Raw genomic sequence first — 15,916 nt, forward strand, 5'->3', positions numbered from 1 at the left:
ACTCAGTGCCCGGGGAGCACGCACACCGCGTCGAGGCCGAGCACGTGGTTGAGCCGGCCGAACGCCAGCCAGGAGCCGATGCTCATACTCAGCTCCACGATCTCGCGCTGGCTGTACGACGCGGTCATCCGCGCCCAGAACTCCTCGTCGAGGCCATGGTGGTCCAGGGCGTACCGCTCGGCGTACTCGGCGGCCAGGCGTGTCCGGTCGTCGAAGGCGTCGGTGGTGCGCCACTGGGTGACCGCTTCGGCGAACTCCTCCTCGACCTTCTGGCCCTCGCGTTCGGTCCGCCAGTCGAGGCAGAACAGGCACCCGTTGATCTGCGCGATCCGCAGCCGCGCGGCCTCGAACTCCCGCAGTCCCAGAGTCGTGTGCTCGTACACCGACAGCGAGAAGTTCGCCGCCGCCGGGCCGATCCCGGGGACCATGTCGCCCCACACGTACCCGATGGGCTCCTGCCCCTCGGGAATGTCTATGTGCATCGAGCTCATTGCTTGCTCCTTCCGAGCTTGCCGGTCGCGGGGCGCAGCGGGACGTCGAGCGCGTCGTACAGTCCGGGGTCCGCCGCCACGAGCCAGTCGATGGCGCCGACCAGCCGGCCCACCGCCGTGGCGTTGCCGCCCGCCGAGCGGTTCTCGCCCTCGTCGGTGGCCTCGACCGTGACCTCGATGCGCGGACGCCCCTCGATGATCACCCGGTGTGCGCCCGCGCCGTCGGGCGGCGTCGGCCAGTCCGGTGCGCAGGACGGGTGGATACGGGTGACGTGCTCGATGACGATGCGGGGTTCGCCGCCGACGATGCCCTGCACCTCGAACCGCACCGCGCCCTGGGTGCCCGCCTCGAAGTCGCCCATGGTCCGGGTGGTCACCGTGGTGTCGAGCGCGCGCCGCTCCAACGTCTCGCGGATGTCTTCGAGTTCGACACCCAGCGCCCTGGCCATCAGCCGGATCTGACCGCCCCACACCATGGTCGGGACGGTCTCGGCGAGCATCAGGGGCTCGTAGTCCATCGGATGCCCCATGCCGATCAGGTGGCGTACGGAATCCTCCTGGTCGTACGTGGAGTAGTCGAAGATCTCCTGGCAGCGGATCCCGTCGACGGTGCTGCCGAGTCCGCTGACCAGGAGCGGCAGTACGTCGTTGCCCCAGCCGGGGTCGACGCCGGACACGAAGAGCGAGCCGCCGCCGTCCGCGACGGCGGCCAGGATCGGGTCGCGCAGCTCGGGCGGGGCGCTGCGGTGGTCGTAGAGCGCGTACAGCGCGGGCGTGACGACGACGGCTCCGGCCCGGATCGCCCGGCCGACGTCCTCGAGTGCCTCGTCGGGGCGGATGTCGCCGGAGGCCGCGTAGACCACGGCCTGGGGAGAGGCAGCGAGGACCGCGTCGATGTCATCGGTCGCCGTGACGCCCAACTGCCCCTGGAGACCGGCGAGGTCGGCCGCGTCGCGGCCGACCTTGTCGGGACTGTGGACGAGCACGGCCGCGAGCCTCAGCGCCGGGTGCGCCTCGACGGCACGTATGGCCGCGCGGCCGACATTTCCGGTACCCCAGACAACCGTGGAAATCATGCGGCGGAGGGTAACCAGAGGACGTATCAGTTCATAGGGCCATGACCGGAGAGATTTCCAGCAAGAGCACGCGCTCTAGCGGATGTTGACGTCGATGCACGCGTAGAAGGCGTTCGAGGTGTCGCCTATGTTCCAGACCGCGAGCACCTTGTGCCTGCCGGTGGCGCTGCCGAGGTTGACCTGGTGCGAGACGGTGGCGGGCGGCTGCTGGTTGCCGCCGTCGATCGTGGCGACCTTCGTGCCGTCGACGAAGTACTCGTAGTTCGCGGTGCGGTGCCGTGCGGTGAAGGTCCAGGTGAAGGTCTGCGTCCTGCTCACGTTGCTGACCTTCCACCCCTTGCTGTCGTCGTTCAGGTCGGCGAACCGGGCGTTGCCGCCATTGCAGCTGCGCAGGCCCTTGGGCCCCTCGACGCTCTGCGGCTCCCACTTGATCTCACCGCACGAGACCGTGCCGGATGCGCACTGCGCCTGCCGGCTGGCGGGGGCGTTGACGTATCCGTGCGCGCTGGCCGAACCGGTCGGCAGGGTGAGGGCGAGTACCGGTGCGAGGCCCGCACCGATCATGGCGGCCAACTTCCTCTTCCTGTGCATGCGTTACTCCTTCACGGCGGTGTTGTGGGGGTGTGCGTGAAGTGCTGGTGCCAGGTGTTCGTGAGGGTTGATTAGTCCAGACCATAGACTTCGGCGGGCCTCGGTCAAGGCCGTTTTCGCGCCAGGTACGGGCAGCGGGGCCCGCTCCCGCTACGCCGTGCGCCGCAGCTCTGCCGACAGGTGGTGCTGCAGGGGCTGACCCACCGCTTCGAGGTCGTGGACGAACGTGAGGTGGCCGTCCTCGGTGAGCGTGTAGCGGCGGCGGGTGGCCTTGACCTCCTTGGCGGTGGGAGTGCGGGCCACCTCGCTGGTGGAGAGGTCGACCGAGTCACCGGCCGCCCGGCCCACCGCGATCTCCGCGATGCCGGTGGGCTGGGTGATCAGCGCCTCCACCCGACCGTCGGGCTGCAGCCGCCACCAGCCGCTCTCCCGCGCGGACGGCCGCAGCGGCGCGCCGTCGGCGTCGAGGAGCCAGGCCCGTGCCTCATAGCGCAGGAAGGGGCGGCCGTCGTGGCTGAAGGTGACCTCCTGGGCGTACGCGAAGTCCGCTTCGAGGGTGGGGTACTCGCCCTGCCCGCGGCCGTGCCAGGTACCCAGCAGACCGAGCACGGGCGCGAGCAGCGCGTGCGGTGCCGGCGCCTCGTCCGGCCGGTGGCCGTCGGGGTACGGGTGCTCCGGTGCGGGGTCGAACACGGTGTGCGCTCCAGGGGATAGGGGCCGATGCCAGGAGGAAGCCTAGGGCCCAGGGGGCAAGTGACGGCCGATGGGCCGACACCACGGAGAACCAACTTAGGGTAGCCTCACCTAGGTTTTTGCTGTCCGGCCCTGGAGAGGTGGCGGGTGAGTACTTCAAGTCCGTCGGGGCGGGACGTCCTGAGAGAGTCGATACGGGGCCAGCGGCGCGATGTCGCCGTCGGCTCGGTGCTGGGTTCCGGGCACCAGATAGGCGAGGCGCTGGTGCCCGTCCTGATCGGCGTCGCGATCGACCAGGCCGTCACCGACTCCGACACCGGCGCCCTGCTCCTGTGTCTCGGCGTGCTCGCCGTCGGCTATGTGGCGCTCGCGCTGAGCTTCCGCTTCGGCGCCATGGCCGGTGAGCGGTCCGCCGCCCGCGCCGAGCACACCCTGCGCATCTCCCTCGTACGACGCATCCTCGATCCCGGCGGCGGCGCCGAGGACGGCAGGCTGCCCGGCGCCCTCGCCAACATCGCGACCGAGGACGCCAAGCGGGTCGGCTCCGTGAACATGGCCCTGGTGTCCGGGATCTCGGCGCTGACCGGCATCCTCACCTGCGCGGTCGTCCTGCTGCGCATGTCGCTGACGCTGGGCCTGGTCGTCCTGCTCGGCACGCCGGTACTGCTCTGGCTCGGGCATCTTCTGAGCAAGCCCCTCGAAAGCCGCAGCGAGGCCGAGCAGGAGCGGGCGGCGCACGCGTCGGCCGTCGCCGCCGACCTGGTCACCGGCCTGCGGATCCTCAAGGGCATCGGCGGCGAGTCGGCGGCCATCGCCCGCTACCGCACCACCAGCCGCGACTCCCTCGGCGCCACCCTGAAGGCGGCGCGTGCGCAGGCCTTCCAGAGCGGCATGGTGCTGACCCTGACCGGGTGTCTGATCGCCGCCGTCGCACTCGTCGGAGGCAGGCTCGCCGCCCAGGGCAGCATCAGCCTGGGCGAGCTGGTGTCGGCGGTCGGGCTCGCGCTCTTCCTGCTCGGCCCCCTGGAGGTGCTCGCCTGGGTCAACGCCGAGTTCGCCCAGGGCCGGGCGTCGGCCACCCGGATCGCGGAGGTCGTCGCCACCGCGCCCGTGGTCACCGCCGGGGACCGGAGCCTGCCCTTCCCGGTGCGCGGGGCGGTACGGCTCGACGGCGTACGGCACGGCGGGCTGCGCGGAGTGGACCTGGACATCGCGCCCGGCGAGCTGCTCGGCGTGGTCGCCACTGACCCGGCGCACGCCAACGACCTGCTGCGCTGCCTGGCCCGGCGGACCGACCCGGAGACCGGCACCGTGGAACTGGACGGCATCCCCCTGCGGGACCTCGACCCGGCCGAACTGCGCACGGCGATGCTCGTCGCCGAGCACGACGCGGACCTCTTCGAAGGCACCGTCCGTGACAACGTCACGGCCGCCGCGTCCGACGCCACCGACCCGGAGCAGGCGATGGCGGCCGCCGGAGTCACCCAGGTCGCCCGGACCCTGCCGGACGGCGAGCACACGCCGGTCGGCGAGCGCGGCCGTTCGCTCTCGGGCGGGCAGCGCCAACGTGTCGCCCTCGCACGGGCGCTGGCCGCCGAACCTCCCGTCCTCGTGGTGCACGATCCGACCACCGCGGTCGACGCCGTGACCGAGGCCGGCATCGCGGCCGGTGTCCGCGAGATCCGCAAGGGCCGCACCACGGTCCTGGTGACCACCAGCCCCGCGCTGCTCTCGGTCACCGACCGGGTGGTGCTCCTGAACGAAGGACGGGTCACCGACACGGCCCCGCACGCAGAGCTGATCCAACGTCATGAGGCCTATCGCACGGCGGTGCTGGCATGAACGAGACCCTGACCGAGCAGCACACGGACACCCGTGAGCTGCTCCCCACCGCCAGCGCGCCCCGCACCCGTGCCGCGGTCCGCGAACTGGTGCGCCCGCACCGCGGCCTCGCGGCGGGTGGCTTCGCCGTGCTGATCGCGGCGACCGCCGTGGGACTCCTCGTGCAGCCGCTGCTCGGCCGCATCGTGGACCTGGTGGCCGACCAGCGCCCGCCCGGCGACCTCACGCTGCCGGTCGTCCTGCTCGTCATGGTCGCCGTCGTGCACGGCGGGACCACCTCGCTCGGCCTGACGCTCGTCTCCCGGCTCGGCGAGACCGTGCTCGCGCACCTGCGTGAGCGGTTCGTGGAGAAAGCCCTGCGGCTGCCGCTGGAGCAGGTGGAGAAGGCCGGTGCCGGCGACCTCACCGCCCGCGTGACCCGGGACGTCTCGGTCGTGGGTGAGGCGGTGCGCAGCGCCCTGCCCGAACTCGCCCGATCCCTGCTGGCCATCCTGCTGACGCTCGTAGCGATGGCGGCGCTCGACTGGCGCTTCCTGGTCGCGGCCCTCCTCGCGGTGCCCGTCCAGGCGTCCACGGCCCGCTGGTACGTCCGCCACGCCGTCCCCCTCTACGCCCAGCAGCGCATCGCCACCGGGGCCCAGCAGCAGCAACTGCTCGACACCATCGCCGGCGCGGGCACGGTGCGGGCCTTCCGCATCGAGGAGGAGCACACCGCGCGGGTGACCCGGCGCTCGTCGGCCGCGGTCGCGCTGAAGATGCGCGGCATCCGGCTCGTCCTGGACTTCTACAACCGGCTGCACGTCGCCGAGTACACCGGCCTCGCCGCGGTCCTCGTCGCCGGGTTCCTCCTGGTCCGCTCGGACTCCGTGTCCATCGGCACCGCGACCGCCGCCGCGCTCTACTTCCACAGCCTGTTCGCGCCGGTCAACTCCGCGCTCGTACTCCTCGACGACGCCCAGTCGGCGACCGCCTCGCTCGCCCGTCTCGTCGGGGTCGCCGACGAGAAGACCCCCGAGCCGACCGCACCCGCGGCGCCGTGTGACGCGCCCCTCGGCAAGACCGCCGAACCGGACGGTACCGTCACCGTGCTCGGCATCGACCACGAGTACGTACCCGGACAACCCGTCCTGCAGAACGTGGACCTGACGCTCCGGGCCGGGGAACGGGTGGCCCTGGTCGGCCCCAGTGGCGCGGGCAAGACCACCCTCGCCAAGCTCATCGCGGGGGTGCACAGGGCGACGTCGGGCTCGGTGCACCTGACCGGAACCCCAGCCCGGGGCAACGGCCTCCCGGTGGCCCTGGTCACCCAGGAGACACACATCTTCGCCGGGCCGCTGGCGGACGACCTGCGCCTCGCGCACGCCGGGGCCACGGACGACGAGCTGCGCTCCGCGCTGACCGCGGTGGACGCCCTGGACTGGGCCGAAGCGCTGCCCGAAGGACTGGACACCGTCGTGGGCGACGGCGGCCACCGCCTCACCTCCGCCCAGGTGCAGCAACTCGCCCTGGCCCGGCTGATCCTGGCCGATCCGCCGGTGGCCGTGCTCGACGAGGCGACGGCCGAGGCGGGCAGCACCGGCGCGCGTCTCCTGGAGAAGGCCGCGGGCCGTGCGGTCGAGGGACGCACCGCGCTGGTCGTCGCGCACCGCCTCACCCAGGCCGCGACCGCGGACCGGATCGTCGTCATGGAGGGCGGCCGCATCGTGGAGAGCGGCACCCACGACGAACTGCGCGCGGGCTCCGGGCCCTACGCCTCCCTGTGGGAGGCGTGGTCCGGCACCCGTACCGCGACGACCGAAGTCCCCACGCACCCAGAAGAGCCCCGCGCTCGGTAAGTCCAGTGCCGTGATGGCCACTCCGTACGAGGGAATCTTCGCCTTCGGCAGCCAGGACCCCCGTCGGTCCTGAGCCTTCCGTACGTGCTGGACCGCCCGGTGCCGCAGCTCACGCAGGCCGTCGACGGCGACACCGCGACCAAGGTGGAGCAGCACGCCGGGAGCCAGTGAACGTATGATCAGCCGATGTCTGACACGACCGAAACCACGCCCGGCTGGCTGACCTCCGACGAGCTCGGACAGGCCCGTGCACGCATGCCGATCCTGTACGTCGAGGCCGTGCCGGTGCGCGTCGACGACAACGGCGAAGTCACCAGCATCGGGCTCCTGTTGGGAATGGGGCGGGACGGGGCGGTCAGCCGCTCCCTCGTCTCCGGCCGGGTCCTGCACCACGAGCGGGTGCGGGACGCCCTCCTGCGCCACCTGGAGAAGGACCTCGGCCCGGCGGCACTCCCCCGCGTCCCGGCCTCCCTGCAGCCCTTCACCGTCGCCGAGTACTTCCCGACGCTCGGCGTCACGCCGTTCCACGACCCCCGCCAGCACGCGGTGTCCCTCGCCTACATCGTCCCGGTCGCCGGTGACTGCCGCCCCCGGCAGGACGCGCTCAACCTGGCCTGGTTCAGTCCGGAGGAAGCCTTGTCGGCGGTGGTCCAGAACGAGATGCCGGGCGGTCACGGCGTCCTCCTCAAGCAGGCCCTGGCGCACGCGGGTTGCCTGTCCTGAGCGGTGTCCGGCGAGGGGCCCGGTGACGAATTAGGTAAGGCTCGGCTAAGTTGATCGGCGAGTGCCTTCCTCCGGAGGCGCATCTGCCAAGGAGATCGACGCAGCATGAGCTCAACCATCCGCCGGGCCCGCCGTACCACCGCGATAGCTGTGTCGCTCGCCGCGGGCGGCGCCCTGGCCTCGACCGGGTCCGCGGGCGCCGCCACCGGCTCGCCCGCCGCCTCCACGCCGATCGCGCCGGGCCTCTACCAGTCCGCGTACTCGGACCGGAACGACGCGCTCTGGGTCGCCTCTTCGGTGGGCCGGCCGCCCGCGCCCGTGACGGAATCCAGGCTGCTGAAGGTCGACCCGGACACGCTGCGGGTGGAGAAGTCGTACGCGCCGGCCGCCGATGCGGCCACCGGCGCCGTCCAGTCCGTCTACGGCATCGCCGTGGACGACGAGCACAACACCCTCTGGACGACGAACACCCGTGACAACTCCGTCTCCGTCTACAGCCAGCGCACCGGCAGACACCTCGCCACCCTGCCCGGCGTGCACCACTCCCGGGAGATCGTCGTCGACGAGCGGCGTGACCTGGTGTGGGCCAGCGCCTTCGGCGACGGCACGCTCGTCGCCTTCGACTCCGGCACCTTCGAGGAGAAGCGGCGCGTCACCGTCCCCGGCGCCGGTCCGACCGGCCTCGCCGTGAACGAGCGGACCGGGTCCGTGTACGCGGCCGACCACACCGGCGACCGGATCATCGAGGTCTCCCGGGGCACCGGAAGCCCGCGGCTCATACCGGCCGGCGACGGCCCGCTCTCGGTGGCGCTCTCCAAGAACGGCCGCACCGCCTACACCGGCGACCAGACCTCGGGCACCGTCTCGGTCGTCGACCTCCGCAAGGGCGCCGTCACCCGGTCCGTGGCATCCGGCGGAGGCACCAAGTCCGTGGCCGTCGACCACCGTTCGGGCCACGTGCTGGCCGTCAACCGCCTCTCGGCCACCGTGACGGTCGTCGACCCGCGCAAGGGAGCCGTCGTGAAGACCGTGGCCACCCCCTCCCTGCCCAACCACGTCCACGTCGCCGAAGGCACCGCGTACGTCGTCGACAAGTCGGCATCGGGCCCCGCGGGCGACGACCTGATGACCCGCTTCCGCGTCCGCCGCTGATTCAGGGCGAGGGCTGGGGCGTCATCCGGTGCAGCCCCTTGCGGTCGTAGTACCGGGTCATCGCGAACCCGAAGGCGGCGGCGAGGGCCACCCCGACCGTGATCATGATCCAGGCGCGGGCGAGTCCGGCGTCGGCGCGGGCGTCGAAGAAGAGGATGGAGCGGACGCCCCCGCTGAGCTGGCGCATGGGTTCGAAGATGCCGAGGAAGCGGTAGAAGCCGGGGACCGCCTCCAGCGGGATGGTGGCCCCGGAGGACGGCAGGCCCAGGACGATGAACACGAACATGGACACCAGCTGACCGATCCCGCCGAAGGCGGCGTTGATGGCCTGGACCCCCAGGCCGACCGCGAGGCTCGCGCAGTACGAGAAGACCCACAGCAACGGCAGGTGGGTGGCGTCCATCCCCAGGATCGCGATGGTCGCCAACATGATCAGGCTGGTGGTCAGGACCGTGATGCCCGCGGTCATGGCCATCTTCAGGAGCAGCGTCTGGGTACGGCTGATGGGCACGGTCGGGCGGCGGGTGTGCCAGGGGCCGATCTCACTGTCGGCGTAGCCGAGGGCGGTGTCGACGCCCATGCTGATGAGGTTGGCGCCGAGGAATCCGGCCAGGACGAGCAGCAGGGTGTAGTAGAACGCGCTCAGGCCGAGGCCGCTGTTGTCGCCGATGGGGTGGCCGACCTCGGTGGTGATGCCGACGGGGTCGGCGAGCAGCAGGCCCGCGGTGGACCCGGCCTTCTTGTCGGCGCCCGCCGACTTGAGCTGCTCGCCGATCGCCTGCGACGACTGCTGGGCGGCCGCGGTGGCGATCTTGCTGGCCAGGGAGGAACCGAGGCTGCCCATGCCGGGGTTGGTCAGCACCGTCATCGTCGGCCGGTCCGTCGCACTCGGGGTGGTGAGCGCGGCGACGGAGTCGGTGAAGTCCGCGGGGATGAGCAGGGCCCCGTAGATCTTGCCGGAGTCCAGCTCGTCCTGTGCCTGGGCCCGGGTGAGCGGCCGCCAGTCGGCCTTGCCCGTGGACGTGTCGTCCAGGACGGCCCGGGTGACCTGCGTCCCCAGGTTCTGCTTCTGTCCGGCCGGGGGCTCCCCGCGGTCGGCGTTGACGATGGCGAGGGGCAGGTCGCGCAGGTCGCGGTTGGGGCTGATGATGCCGCCCATGTAGAGCAGGGACAGCAGCAGGGCGAGCAGCCCGGTCAAGACGGTGGGCACCAGCCACAGCTTGGGGCGGCGCAGGAGTGCGGAGGCGCGGGCCTCGGTGCCGGGGTGACGGGGAGCGCTGTCGTCGTCCATGGTGCCCACCTTCGGTGCCGCGTACGGCACCGGAAGCGAACAACACGTCCTGGAGCGAAGAACCAGGCGAATGGGTTCGCCTGGTCCGCCCTGGCCTCGCGCGGAACCGGGGGCTAGCCGCCGATGAAGTTCCGCACCCCCTGTGACACTCCGTCATCCCCCAGCAGGTCGTTGTGTTTCAGGCATCCGGCCGCGTTGTTCGTCGCTCCGTCGAGGAGCACGCTCTTGTCCGGGTTGATGACTTCGTCGCAGTGGGACCACCAGGTCGCGTAGGCGACGTCTCCCGGCGTCTCGTCGCCCTCCGCGAGCCCGTCCTGGACGTACGAACCCGGCGTCATGTCACGGCAGGCCTGCGACCAGGCGGCGCAGGCCCAGGCCGTGGCGGTGCCGTGGTTGGGGCCGGCCAGGGAGGCCCAGTGGGCGACCTTCCCGGTGCCGCCGCCGTGTTTCACGTACCAGCGGGTGACGAGGCTCCCGAAGGAGTGGGCGACGATGTCCACCTTGGCGGCGCCCGACTGCGCGCGCACCTGTTCGACGTACGCGGCGAACCGGCCGGAGAGCACCTCGTTCACCGATTTGCTGGTGTCGTACCCCCAGGAGAACAGCTCCGCGTCCGTGTACCCGGACGCCTTGAAGTCGTCCCTCAGGGAGCCCCACACTCCCGGGTCGGCGTTGTAGCCATGGACGAAGATCACCGGAGTACGGGCGGCCCTCGGGGCCGTGTCCGCCTGGGCCGGGGTCAGCGGCATCAGCAGGGCGGCGGCGGCCGCGACGGTGAGCGGAACGGACATTCGGCGCAGCACGGGTTCCCCCTCGGTCCGGCGGACTTCACCACGTTCACCGCGTCGGGCCGACGCGGGACGCGTGCCACCTGAGCGGTGCCGAGAATGGTGAGGTCTGGGCCGACGAATGAACAGCCCTGTGCGGCAGGGAAGTTACCGCGGGTATCAGGGCTAGGGGTGATCCGGCGCGTGATCCGGTGCATGATCCGGGCCGCCCGCCTCGGCCTCCGGGTTCCAGTCGAGGAGCCGCACCTTCGCGACCGTCCGTACATGGCGGCGCATCGCGGCGGCCGCCGCCCGGCCCCGGCCGGCCTCGATCGCGTCGAGGATCGCGTGGTGCTGGGCGAGGGAGCGGGCGGGGCGCCGCACCTGGCGCAGCGACTCGTTGCGGCTCTCGGTGATCTGCTCGGCGATGGAGCGCATGAACTCGGCGAGCAGCGCGCTGTGGGCGGCCGCCGTGACGGCGGCGTGGAAGAGCCGGTCGCCCTCGACCCCGTGCTCGCCCGCCTCGATCTCCCGGGCCATCGTGCCGAGGGCGTCCCGCATCGCCCGTACGTCGTCGTCCGTGCGCCGCTCGGCGGCCAGTTCGGCGAGTTTGGTCTCCAGGGCCTCGCGCGCCTCCAGGACGTCGGGCAGCCGCCGCTTGCGCTCCACCAGCCGCTCGACGGGCTCGGCGTCCAGGCTGTCCTTGACCAGATAGGTGCCGCCGCCGTGCCGCACCTCGACCAGGCCCTGCACTTCGAGCACGACGATGGCCTGCTTGACGGAGGCGCGGGACACGCCGAGGCGCTGGGCCAGTTCACGCTCGGGCGGCAGCCGGTCGCCGGAGCGCAGGCCGCCCTCGCCGACGTAGGCGCGCAGCCGGTCAAGCACCTGTTCGTACAGTCTCGTCCGGCCCATGGGGCGCAGCGCGTCAGACATCCCAACCCCCGGTTCGGTCCCCGTGCCGAATTCTGGCCCCCTGCCGATGGTTCCGCAGCCTAACAGCGGGTGACCCAGTGGACGAGTGGCCAATTGGCTCAGCCAATTTGCGCCCGATCTCTTGACGGCCGAAACCGATACCCCGACGCTGAGTTCCGCCAACAGCCGAATTGGCTCAGCCACTTGGCCACCGCAGGGCCAACGGGCGAGCCCGCTCGACCGCTCAGGGCCGAACCACGGCCCCGCAAGGACAGCCCCAGGGACGGGAACCCACGATGTCCGCCGAACTCATCTCCATCCTCGTACTCGTGGTGGTCTTCGTGATCGCCACCACCCGCTCCATCAACATGGGCGCACTCGCCTTCGCCGCCGCCTTCGCGGTGGGCGAGCTGGCCGCCGACCTCGACGCCGACGGCATCTTCGCCGGCTTCCCCGGCGACCTGTTCGTCGTCCTGGTCGGAGTGACCTATCTGTTCGCGATCGCCCGCGCCAACGGCACCACCGACTGGCTGGTGCACGCGTCCATCCGGCTGGTGCGCGGGCGGACAGCCCTGATCCCCTGGGTGATGTTCGTGATCACCGGGGCGCTCACCGCGATCGGCGCGGTCAGTCCGGCCGCCGTGGCGATCGTCGCGCCGATCGCCCTGAGCTTCGCCGCCCGGTACGGGATCAGCCCGCTCCTGATGGGCGCCATGGTGGTGCACGGGGCCCAGGGCGGCGGCTTCTCGCCGATCAGCATCTACGGCTCGATCGTCAACGGCATCGTGGAGCGCGAGAAGCTGCCGGGGAACGAGGTCGCGCTCTTCCTCGCCTCGCTCGTCGTCAATCTCCTCATCGCCGGGATCGTCTTCGTCCTCTTCGGCGGGCTGAAGCTGGGTGGCCGCGACACCACCGGTAAAGGAGGGCGCGAGCGGGAAAGCGACGGGTCCACGGAGGCCGAGTCGGCCGTCGACGAAGACAATTCACGGCTCGATCCGGCCAAGATCGCGACGCTCGCCGCCCTGGTCGCCCTCGTCGTCGCCGTCCTCGCCTTCGATCTCGACGCCGGTCTGAGCGCCATCACGCTGGCCGTGCTCCTGAGCGCGTTCTGGCCCGACTCCAGCCGCAAGGCCGTCGGCGAGATCGCCTGGCCGACCGTGCTCCTGATCTGCGGTGTGCTGACGTACGTCGGCGTGCTCGAGGAGATGGGCACCATCAAGTGGGCCGGTGAAGGCGTCTCCGGCATCGGTGTCCCGCTCCTCGCCGCCCTTCTGCTCTGCTACATCGGGGCGATCGTCTCCGCGTTCGCCTCCTCCGTCGGGATCATGGGCGCGCTCATCCCGCTCGCCGTGCCGTTCCTGGCCCAGGGCGAGATCGGCGCGGTCGGCATGATCGCGGCGCTGTCCGTCTCCGCCACCGTCGTGGACGTCAGCCCCTTCTCGACCAACGGCGCGCTGGTGCTCGCCGCCGCCCCCGACGTCGACCGGGAACAGTTCTTCCGGCAGCTGATGGTGTACGGCGGGATCGTGGTGGCCGTGGTGCCCGCCGCGGTGTGGCTCGTCCTCGTGGTGCCAGGATTCGGGTAGGACGAACCACCACCACACGTGCCACCACGGTCCACGGCACACACCGCGGACCCCGCCACGGGTCCACCGCACGGCCCACCGCAAAGGAGATACGCAGCGTGAACTCTCCCCACCCGCCCCTCTTCCCGGCCCTCGTCGCGGCCCCCGACCTCCCCGCCCTGCGCTTCGGCGCACGCGCGCTGACGTACGCGGAACTCGCCGCCGCGGCAGGTTCCCTCGCCGCCTCGATCGGCTCGGCGCGCCGCGTCGCGCTGTGGGCCACGCCGACCCTGGAGACCGCCGTCGGCGTGGTGGCCGCGCTGCTCGCCGGGGTGCCCGTGGTGCCGCTGAACCCGAAGATCGGCGAGCGTGAACTGGGGCACATCGTCGCGGACAGTGCGCCGACGGCGGTCCTTGCCGCGCCGGGCGACGAACTCCCCGCGCCTCTGCGGGCGTTGGAGCGTACGGACGTCACCCTCACCGGCGCCACGGCCTCCCCGGCGGCACCACCCGCCGAGCCCGGCCCGGAGTCCCCCGCCCTGATCGTCTACACCTCGGGCACCACAGGCCCGCCCAAGGGCGCGGTGCTGCCGCGCCGGGCCCTCGCCTCCACCCTGGACGCCCTGGAGGACGCCTGGCAGTGGACGTCCGACGACGTGCTGGTGCACGGGCTTCCGCTGTTCCATGTGCACGGGCTGATCCTCGGCATCCTCGGTCCGCTGCGCCGGGGCGGTTCGGTACGGCATCTGGGCCGGTTCTCCATCGAGGGGGTCAAGCACGAACTCGCGGACGGAGCCACGATGTTGTTCGGCGTGCCCACCATGTACCACCGCATCGCGGAGGCGCTGCCCGCCGACCCGGGTCTCGCCAAGGCCCTGTCCGGCGCACGGATCCTGGTCTCCGGGTCCGCCGCGCTGCCCGTGCACGACCACGAGCGGATCGCGGCAGCCACCGGGCGCCGGGTGATCGAGCGGTACGGCATGACGGAGACCCTGATGAACACGAGCGTGCGGGCCGACGGCGAACCGCGCGCCGGAACCGTCGGCGTGCCGCTGGGCGGTGTGGAGCTGCGGCTCGTGGACGAGGCGGGCGCCCCGACGGCGGACTCGCGGGAGGTCGGCGAGATCGAGGTGCGCGGCCCGAATCTGTTCACCGAGTATCTGAACCGGCCCGACGCCACCGCCGCCGCCTTCACCGCCGACGGCTGGTTCCGCACCGGCGACATGGCGGTGCTCGACGACGACGGCTATGTGCGCATCGTCGGCCGCAAGGCCACCGACCTCATCAAGAGCGGCGGCTACAAGATCGGCGCGGGCGAGATCGAGAACGCCCTCCTTGAACACCCGGGGGTACGGGAGGCCGCCGTGACCGGGGAGCCCGACGACGACCTGGGGGAGCGTATCGTCGCGTGGATCGTTCCGGCGTACCCTGAACAGCCCCCGACGGACGCCGAATTGGCGGATCATGTGGCCGCCCAGCTCGCCCCGCACAAGCGCCCTCGGGTCGTGCACCATCTCGCGGAGCTCCCCCGCAACGACATGGGGAAGATCATGAAGCGGTCCCTCCATGCCTGAGCCGACGCCTGGCGGCCCGGCCGACCGCCTGACAGCCCGCGCGGCCATCACCGCGGTGGCCGACCAGGACAGCTTCCGCGAACTACCGCTCGTATCAACCGAGTTGTACGAGGCGGGGCACGATGGCCCGCTCGCCTGGCAGGGTTACGCGGAATCCCGCGCCCGCGCCGAGGAGCGCACCGGCGAGCGGGAGTCGGTGGTCTGCGGCACCGCCACCGTCGGCGGCACCCGTGCGGTGATCGCCTCCTTCGAGTTCGGCTTCCTGGGCGGCTCCCTCGGCGAGCGCACGGGGGACCGCCTGGAGGCCGCACACCGCCACGCCCGGGAGCACCGGCTGCCCGTCGTCTCGCTGATCGCGACGGGGGGCAGCCGGATGCAGGAGGGCATGCGTGCCCTGGTCCAACTACAGCGTGTGGCAAGGCAGTCCGAGCTCACCGGCGCCGCGGGCCTGCCTCGGATCGCCGTCCTGCGCGATCCGACCACGGGCGGCGGCTGGGCCACCCTGGGCGCCGGCGCCGACCTGATCCTCGCCCTGCCCGGCAGCCAGGTCGGCTTCGCCGGGTCCCGGGTGCGCCCGGCGGACGCGGATCCTGCCGCGTACACCGCTGAGGCCCAGCTGGCGGCGGGTGCGATCGATGACGTCGTACGCCCCGAAGAGCTGCGCGAGGCGCTGGCGTTGCGCCTCGGGCTGCTGACCGCCACCGGTGCCGCCCACCCTCCTGCCGACGCGCCCACGCCCGCCGCGCCCGCACCTCCCGGCGCGCTCGGCCACGTGGAGCTGCCCGCCACCGGCTGGGAGGCCGTCAGCCGGGCCCGCTCCCCCGAACGCCCGCGCGCCAGCGCCTATTTGGACGCCTACTTCACGGAGCGTGCCTCGCTGCGCGGCGATCGGTGCGGGGGCACGGACCCGGGGATGCTCTGCGGGTTCGGGCGCCGCGAGGGGCGGACGGTCGCCTACGCGGCGCAGTGCGGGACGGCGACGACACCTGCCGGTTACCGCACCGCGGCCCGTCTTGTCCGGCTCGCGGGGCGGCTCGGCATTCCCGTCCTGACGCTCATCGACACCCCGGGGGCCGCGAACGGGGCGGAGGCCGAACGGGCGGGCGCGGGGGCGGCGATCGCCGACCTGTTCGCCGCCGTCGCCACCGCACCGGTTCCGGTCACCTCACTGGTCATCGGCGAGGGCGGCTCCGGCGGCGCGCTCGCGCTCGCCTCACCGGACAACCTCTGGGCGACGCCTGACAGCTACTTCTCGGTGATCGCCCCGGAGCAGGCCGCCGCGATCCTCAAGCGAGGGCACGCGGAGACCCGGTCGACGGCGGAGCAGCTCCGTCTGCGGCCACAGGATCTGGTGGACCTTGGTGTGGCGCGCGGTGTGGTGACGGCTCAGCACGCCTGATC

General features: G+C 72.0%; 14 protein-coding genes. 7 read left to right on the forward strand and 7 right to left on the reverse strand.

All coding sequences use genetic code 11. The annotated features are described in order from the left end of the window. Positions 1–2: 2 nt before the first annotated feature. The 4 genes from AB0E78_RS08540 to AB0E78_RS08555 form a co-directional block, all read right to left on the reverse strand. Positions 3–482, reverse strand: a complete 480-nt coding sequence (locus AB0E78_RS08540) for a carboxymuconolactone decarboxylase family protein (protein ID WP_361830412.1) — start codon at positions 480–482, stop codon at positions 3–5. Positions 483–487: 5 nt separating this feature from the next. Continuing rightward, positions 488–1,567, reverse strand: a complete 1,080-nt coding sequence (locus AB0E78_RS08545) for a dihydrodipicolinate reductase (protein WP_361829679.1) — start codon at positions 1,565–1,567, stop codon at positions 488–490. Positions 1,568–1,642: 75 nt separating this feature from the next. Next, positions 1,643–2,158, reverse strand: a complete 516-nt coding sequence (locus AB0E78_RS08550; RefSeq protein WP_361829681.1) for a lytic polysaccharide monooxygenase auxiliary activity family 9 protein — start codon at positions 2,156–2,158, stop codon at positions 1,643–1,645. 150 nt (positions 2,159–2,308) lie between these two features. After that, positions 2,309–2,851 carry an FABP family protein gene (locus tag AB0E78_RS08555; protein WP_361829682.1) on the reverse strand — a complete coding sequence of 181 codons (543 nt, stop codon included), beginning with the start codon at positions 2,849–2,851 and terminating at the stop codon, positions 2,309–2,311. Positions 2,852–2,998: 147 nt separating this feature from the next. On the opposite strand from AB0E78_RS08555, the gene AB0E78_RS08560 reads away from it, so the two are divergent. The 4 genes from AB0E78_RS08560 to AB0E78_RS08575 all read left to right on the forward strand — a co-directional run bounded on the left by AB0E78_RS08560 (position 2,999) and on the right by AB0E78_RS08575 (position 8,403). Continuing rightward, entirely contained in the window at positions 2,999–4,693 is a 1,695-nt protein-coding gene (locus tag AB0E78_RS08560; protein ID WP_361829684.1) for an ABC transporter ATP-binding protein, read from the forward strand. Further along, positions 4,690–6,528 (forward strand): ABC transporter ATP-binding protein, encoded by a 1,839-nt coding sequence (locus tag AB0E78_RS08565; protein WP_361829686.1) that lies wholly within the window; start codon positions 4,690–4,692, stop codon positions 6,526–6,528. Before AB0E78_RS08560 ends, AB0E78_RS08565 begins: the two co-directional genes overlap by 4 nt. A 186-nt stretch (positions 6,529–6,714) precedes the next feature. Beyond that, positions 6,715–7,251, forward strand: coding sequence for an NUDIX hydrolase family protein (locus AB0E78_RS08570; RefSeq protein WP_361829687.1), 537 nt, complete (start codon positions 6,715–6,717; stop codon positions 7,249–7,251). A 105-nt stretch (positions 7,252–7,356) separates the two neighbouring features. Continuing rightward, positions 7,357–8,403, forward strand: a complete 1,047-nt coding sequence (locus tag AB0E78_RS08575) for a YncE family protein (RefSeq protein ID WP_361829688.1) — start codon at positions 7,357–7,359, stop codon at positions 8,401–8,403. Between the two features lies 1 nt (position 8,404). Here AB0E78_RS08575 and AB0E78_RS08580 read toward each other — a convergent pair whose 3' ends face one another. From AB0E78_RS08580 to AB0E78_RS08590, 3 genes are all read right to left on the reverse strand, one after another. Continuing rightward, positions 8,405–9,694 carry a DUF3533 domain-containing protein gene (locus AB0E78_RS08580; protein ID WP_361829690.1) on the reverse strand — a complete coding sequence of 430 codons (1,290 nt, stop codon included), beginning with the start codon at positions 9,692–9,694 and terminating at the stop codon, positions 8,405–8,407. A gap of 113 nt (positions 9,695–9,807) precedes the next feature. Continuing rightward, entirely contained in the window at positions 9,808–10,497 is a 690-nt protein-coding gene (locus tag AB0E78_RS08585) for a triacylglycerol lipase (protein ID WP_361829692.1), read from the reverse strand. Positions 10,498–10,647: 150 nt separating this feature from the next. After that, entirely contained in the window at positions 10,648–11,397 is a 750-nt protein-coding gene (locus AB0E78_RS08590) for an FCD domain-containing protein (RefSeq protein ID WP_361829693.1), read from the reverse strand. A gap of 275 nt (positions 11,398–11,672) precedes the next feature. Between AB0E78_RS08590 and AB0E78_RS08595 the strand changes: the two genes are divergently transcribed. The 3 genes from AB0E78_RS08595 (at position 11,673) to AB0E78_RS08605 (ending at position 15,914) form a co-directional block, all read left to right on the forward strand. Further along, entirely contained in the window at positions 11,673–12,962 is a 1,290-nt protein-coding gene (locus AB0E78_RS08595) for an SLC13 family permease (RefSeq protein ID WP_361829695.1), read from the forward strand. A 98-nt stretch (positions 12,963–13,060) separates the two neighbouring features. After that, entirely contained in the window at positions 13,061–14,515 is a 1,455-nt protein-coding gene (locus AB0E78_RS08600) for an acyl-CoA synthetase (protein ID WP_361829696.1), read from the forward strand. Further along, the gene (locus tag AB0E78_RS08605) at positions 14,508–15,914 is read left to right on the forward strand and encodes a carboxyl transferase domain-containing protein (protein ID WP_361829697.1); all 1,407 of its coding nucleotides are present in this window, start codon (positions 14,508–14,510) and stop codon (positions 15,912–15,914) included. Before AB0E78_RS08600 ends, AB0E78_RS08605 begins: the two co-directional genes overlap by 8 nt. The last annotated feature ends 2 nt before the right edge of the window (positions 15,915–15,916 follow it).

It is taken from the genome of Streptomyces sp. NPDC032198 (assembly GCF_040636975.1).
Lineage (GTDB): Bacteria > Actinomycetota > Actinomycetes > Streptomycetales > Streptomycetaceae > Streptomyces.

What these genes read in the sequence shown, in the direction of transcription:
- AB0E78_RS08605 (WP_361829697.1), top strand. Translation starts at nt 14,508, where the DNA reads ATGCCTGAGCCGACGCCTGGCGGCCCGGCCGACCGCCTGACAGCCCGC.
- AB0E78_RS08575 (WP_361829688.1), top strand. Translation starts at nt 7,357, where the DNA reads ATGAGCTCAACCATCCGCCGGGCCCGCCGTACCACCGCGATAGCTGTG.
- AB0E78_RS08545 (WP_361829679.1), bottom strand. Translation starts at nt 1,567, where the DNA reads ATGATTTCCACGGTTGTCTGGGGTACCGGAAATGTCGGCCGCGCGGCC.
- AB0E78_RS08590 (WP_361829693.1), bottom strand. Translation starts at nt 11,397, where the DNA reads ATGTCTGACGCGCTGCGCCCCATGGGCCGGACGAGACTGTACGAACAG.
- AB0E78_RS08565 (WP_361829686.1), top strand. Translation starts at nt 4,690, where the DNA reads ATGAACGAGACCCTGACCGAGCAGCACACGGACACCCGTGAGCTGCTC.
- AB0E78_RS08580 (WP_361829690.1), bottom strand. Translation starts at nt 9,694, where the DNA reads ATGGACGACGACAGCGCTCCCCGTCACCCCGGCACCGAGGCCCGCGCC.
- AB0E78_RS08595 (WP_361829695.1), top strand. Translation starts at nt 11,673, where the DNA reads ATGTCCGCCGAACTCATCTCCATCCTCGTACTCGTGGTGGTCTTCGTG.
- AB0E78_RS08550 (WP_361829681.1), bottom strand. Translation starts at nt 2,158, where the DNA reads ATGCACAGGAAGAGGAAGTTGGCCGCCATGATCGGTGCGGGCCTCGCA.
- AB0E78_RS08570 (WP_361829687.1), top strand. Translation starts at nt 6,715, where the DNA reads ATGTCTGACACGACCGAAACCACGCCCGGCTGGCTGACCTCCGACGAG.
- AB0E78_RS08540 (WP_361830412.1), bottom strand. Translation starts at nt 482, where the DNA reads ATGCACATAGACATTCCCGAGGGGCAGGAGCCCATCGGGTACGTGTGG.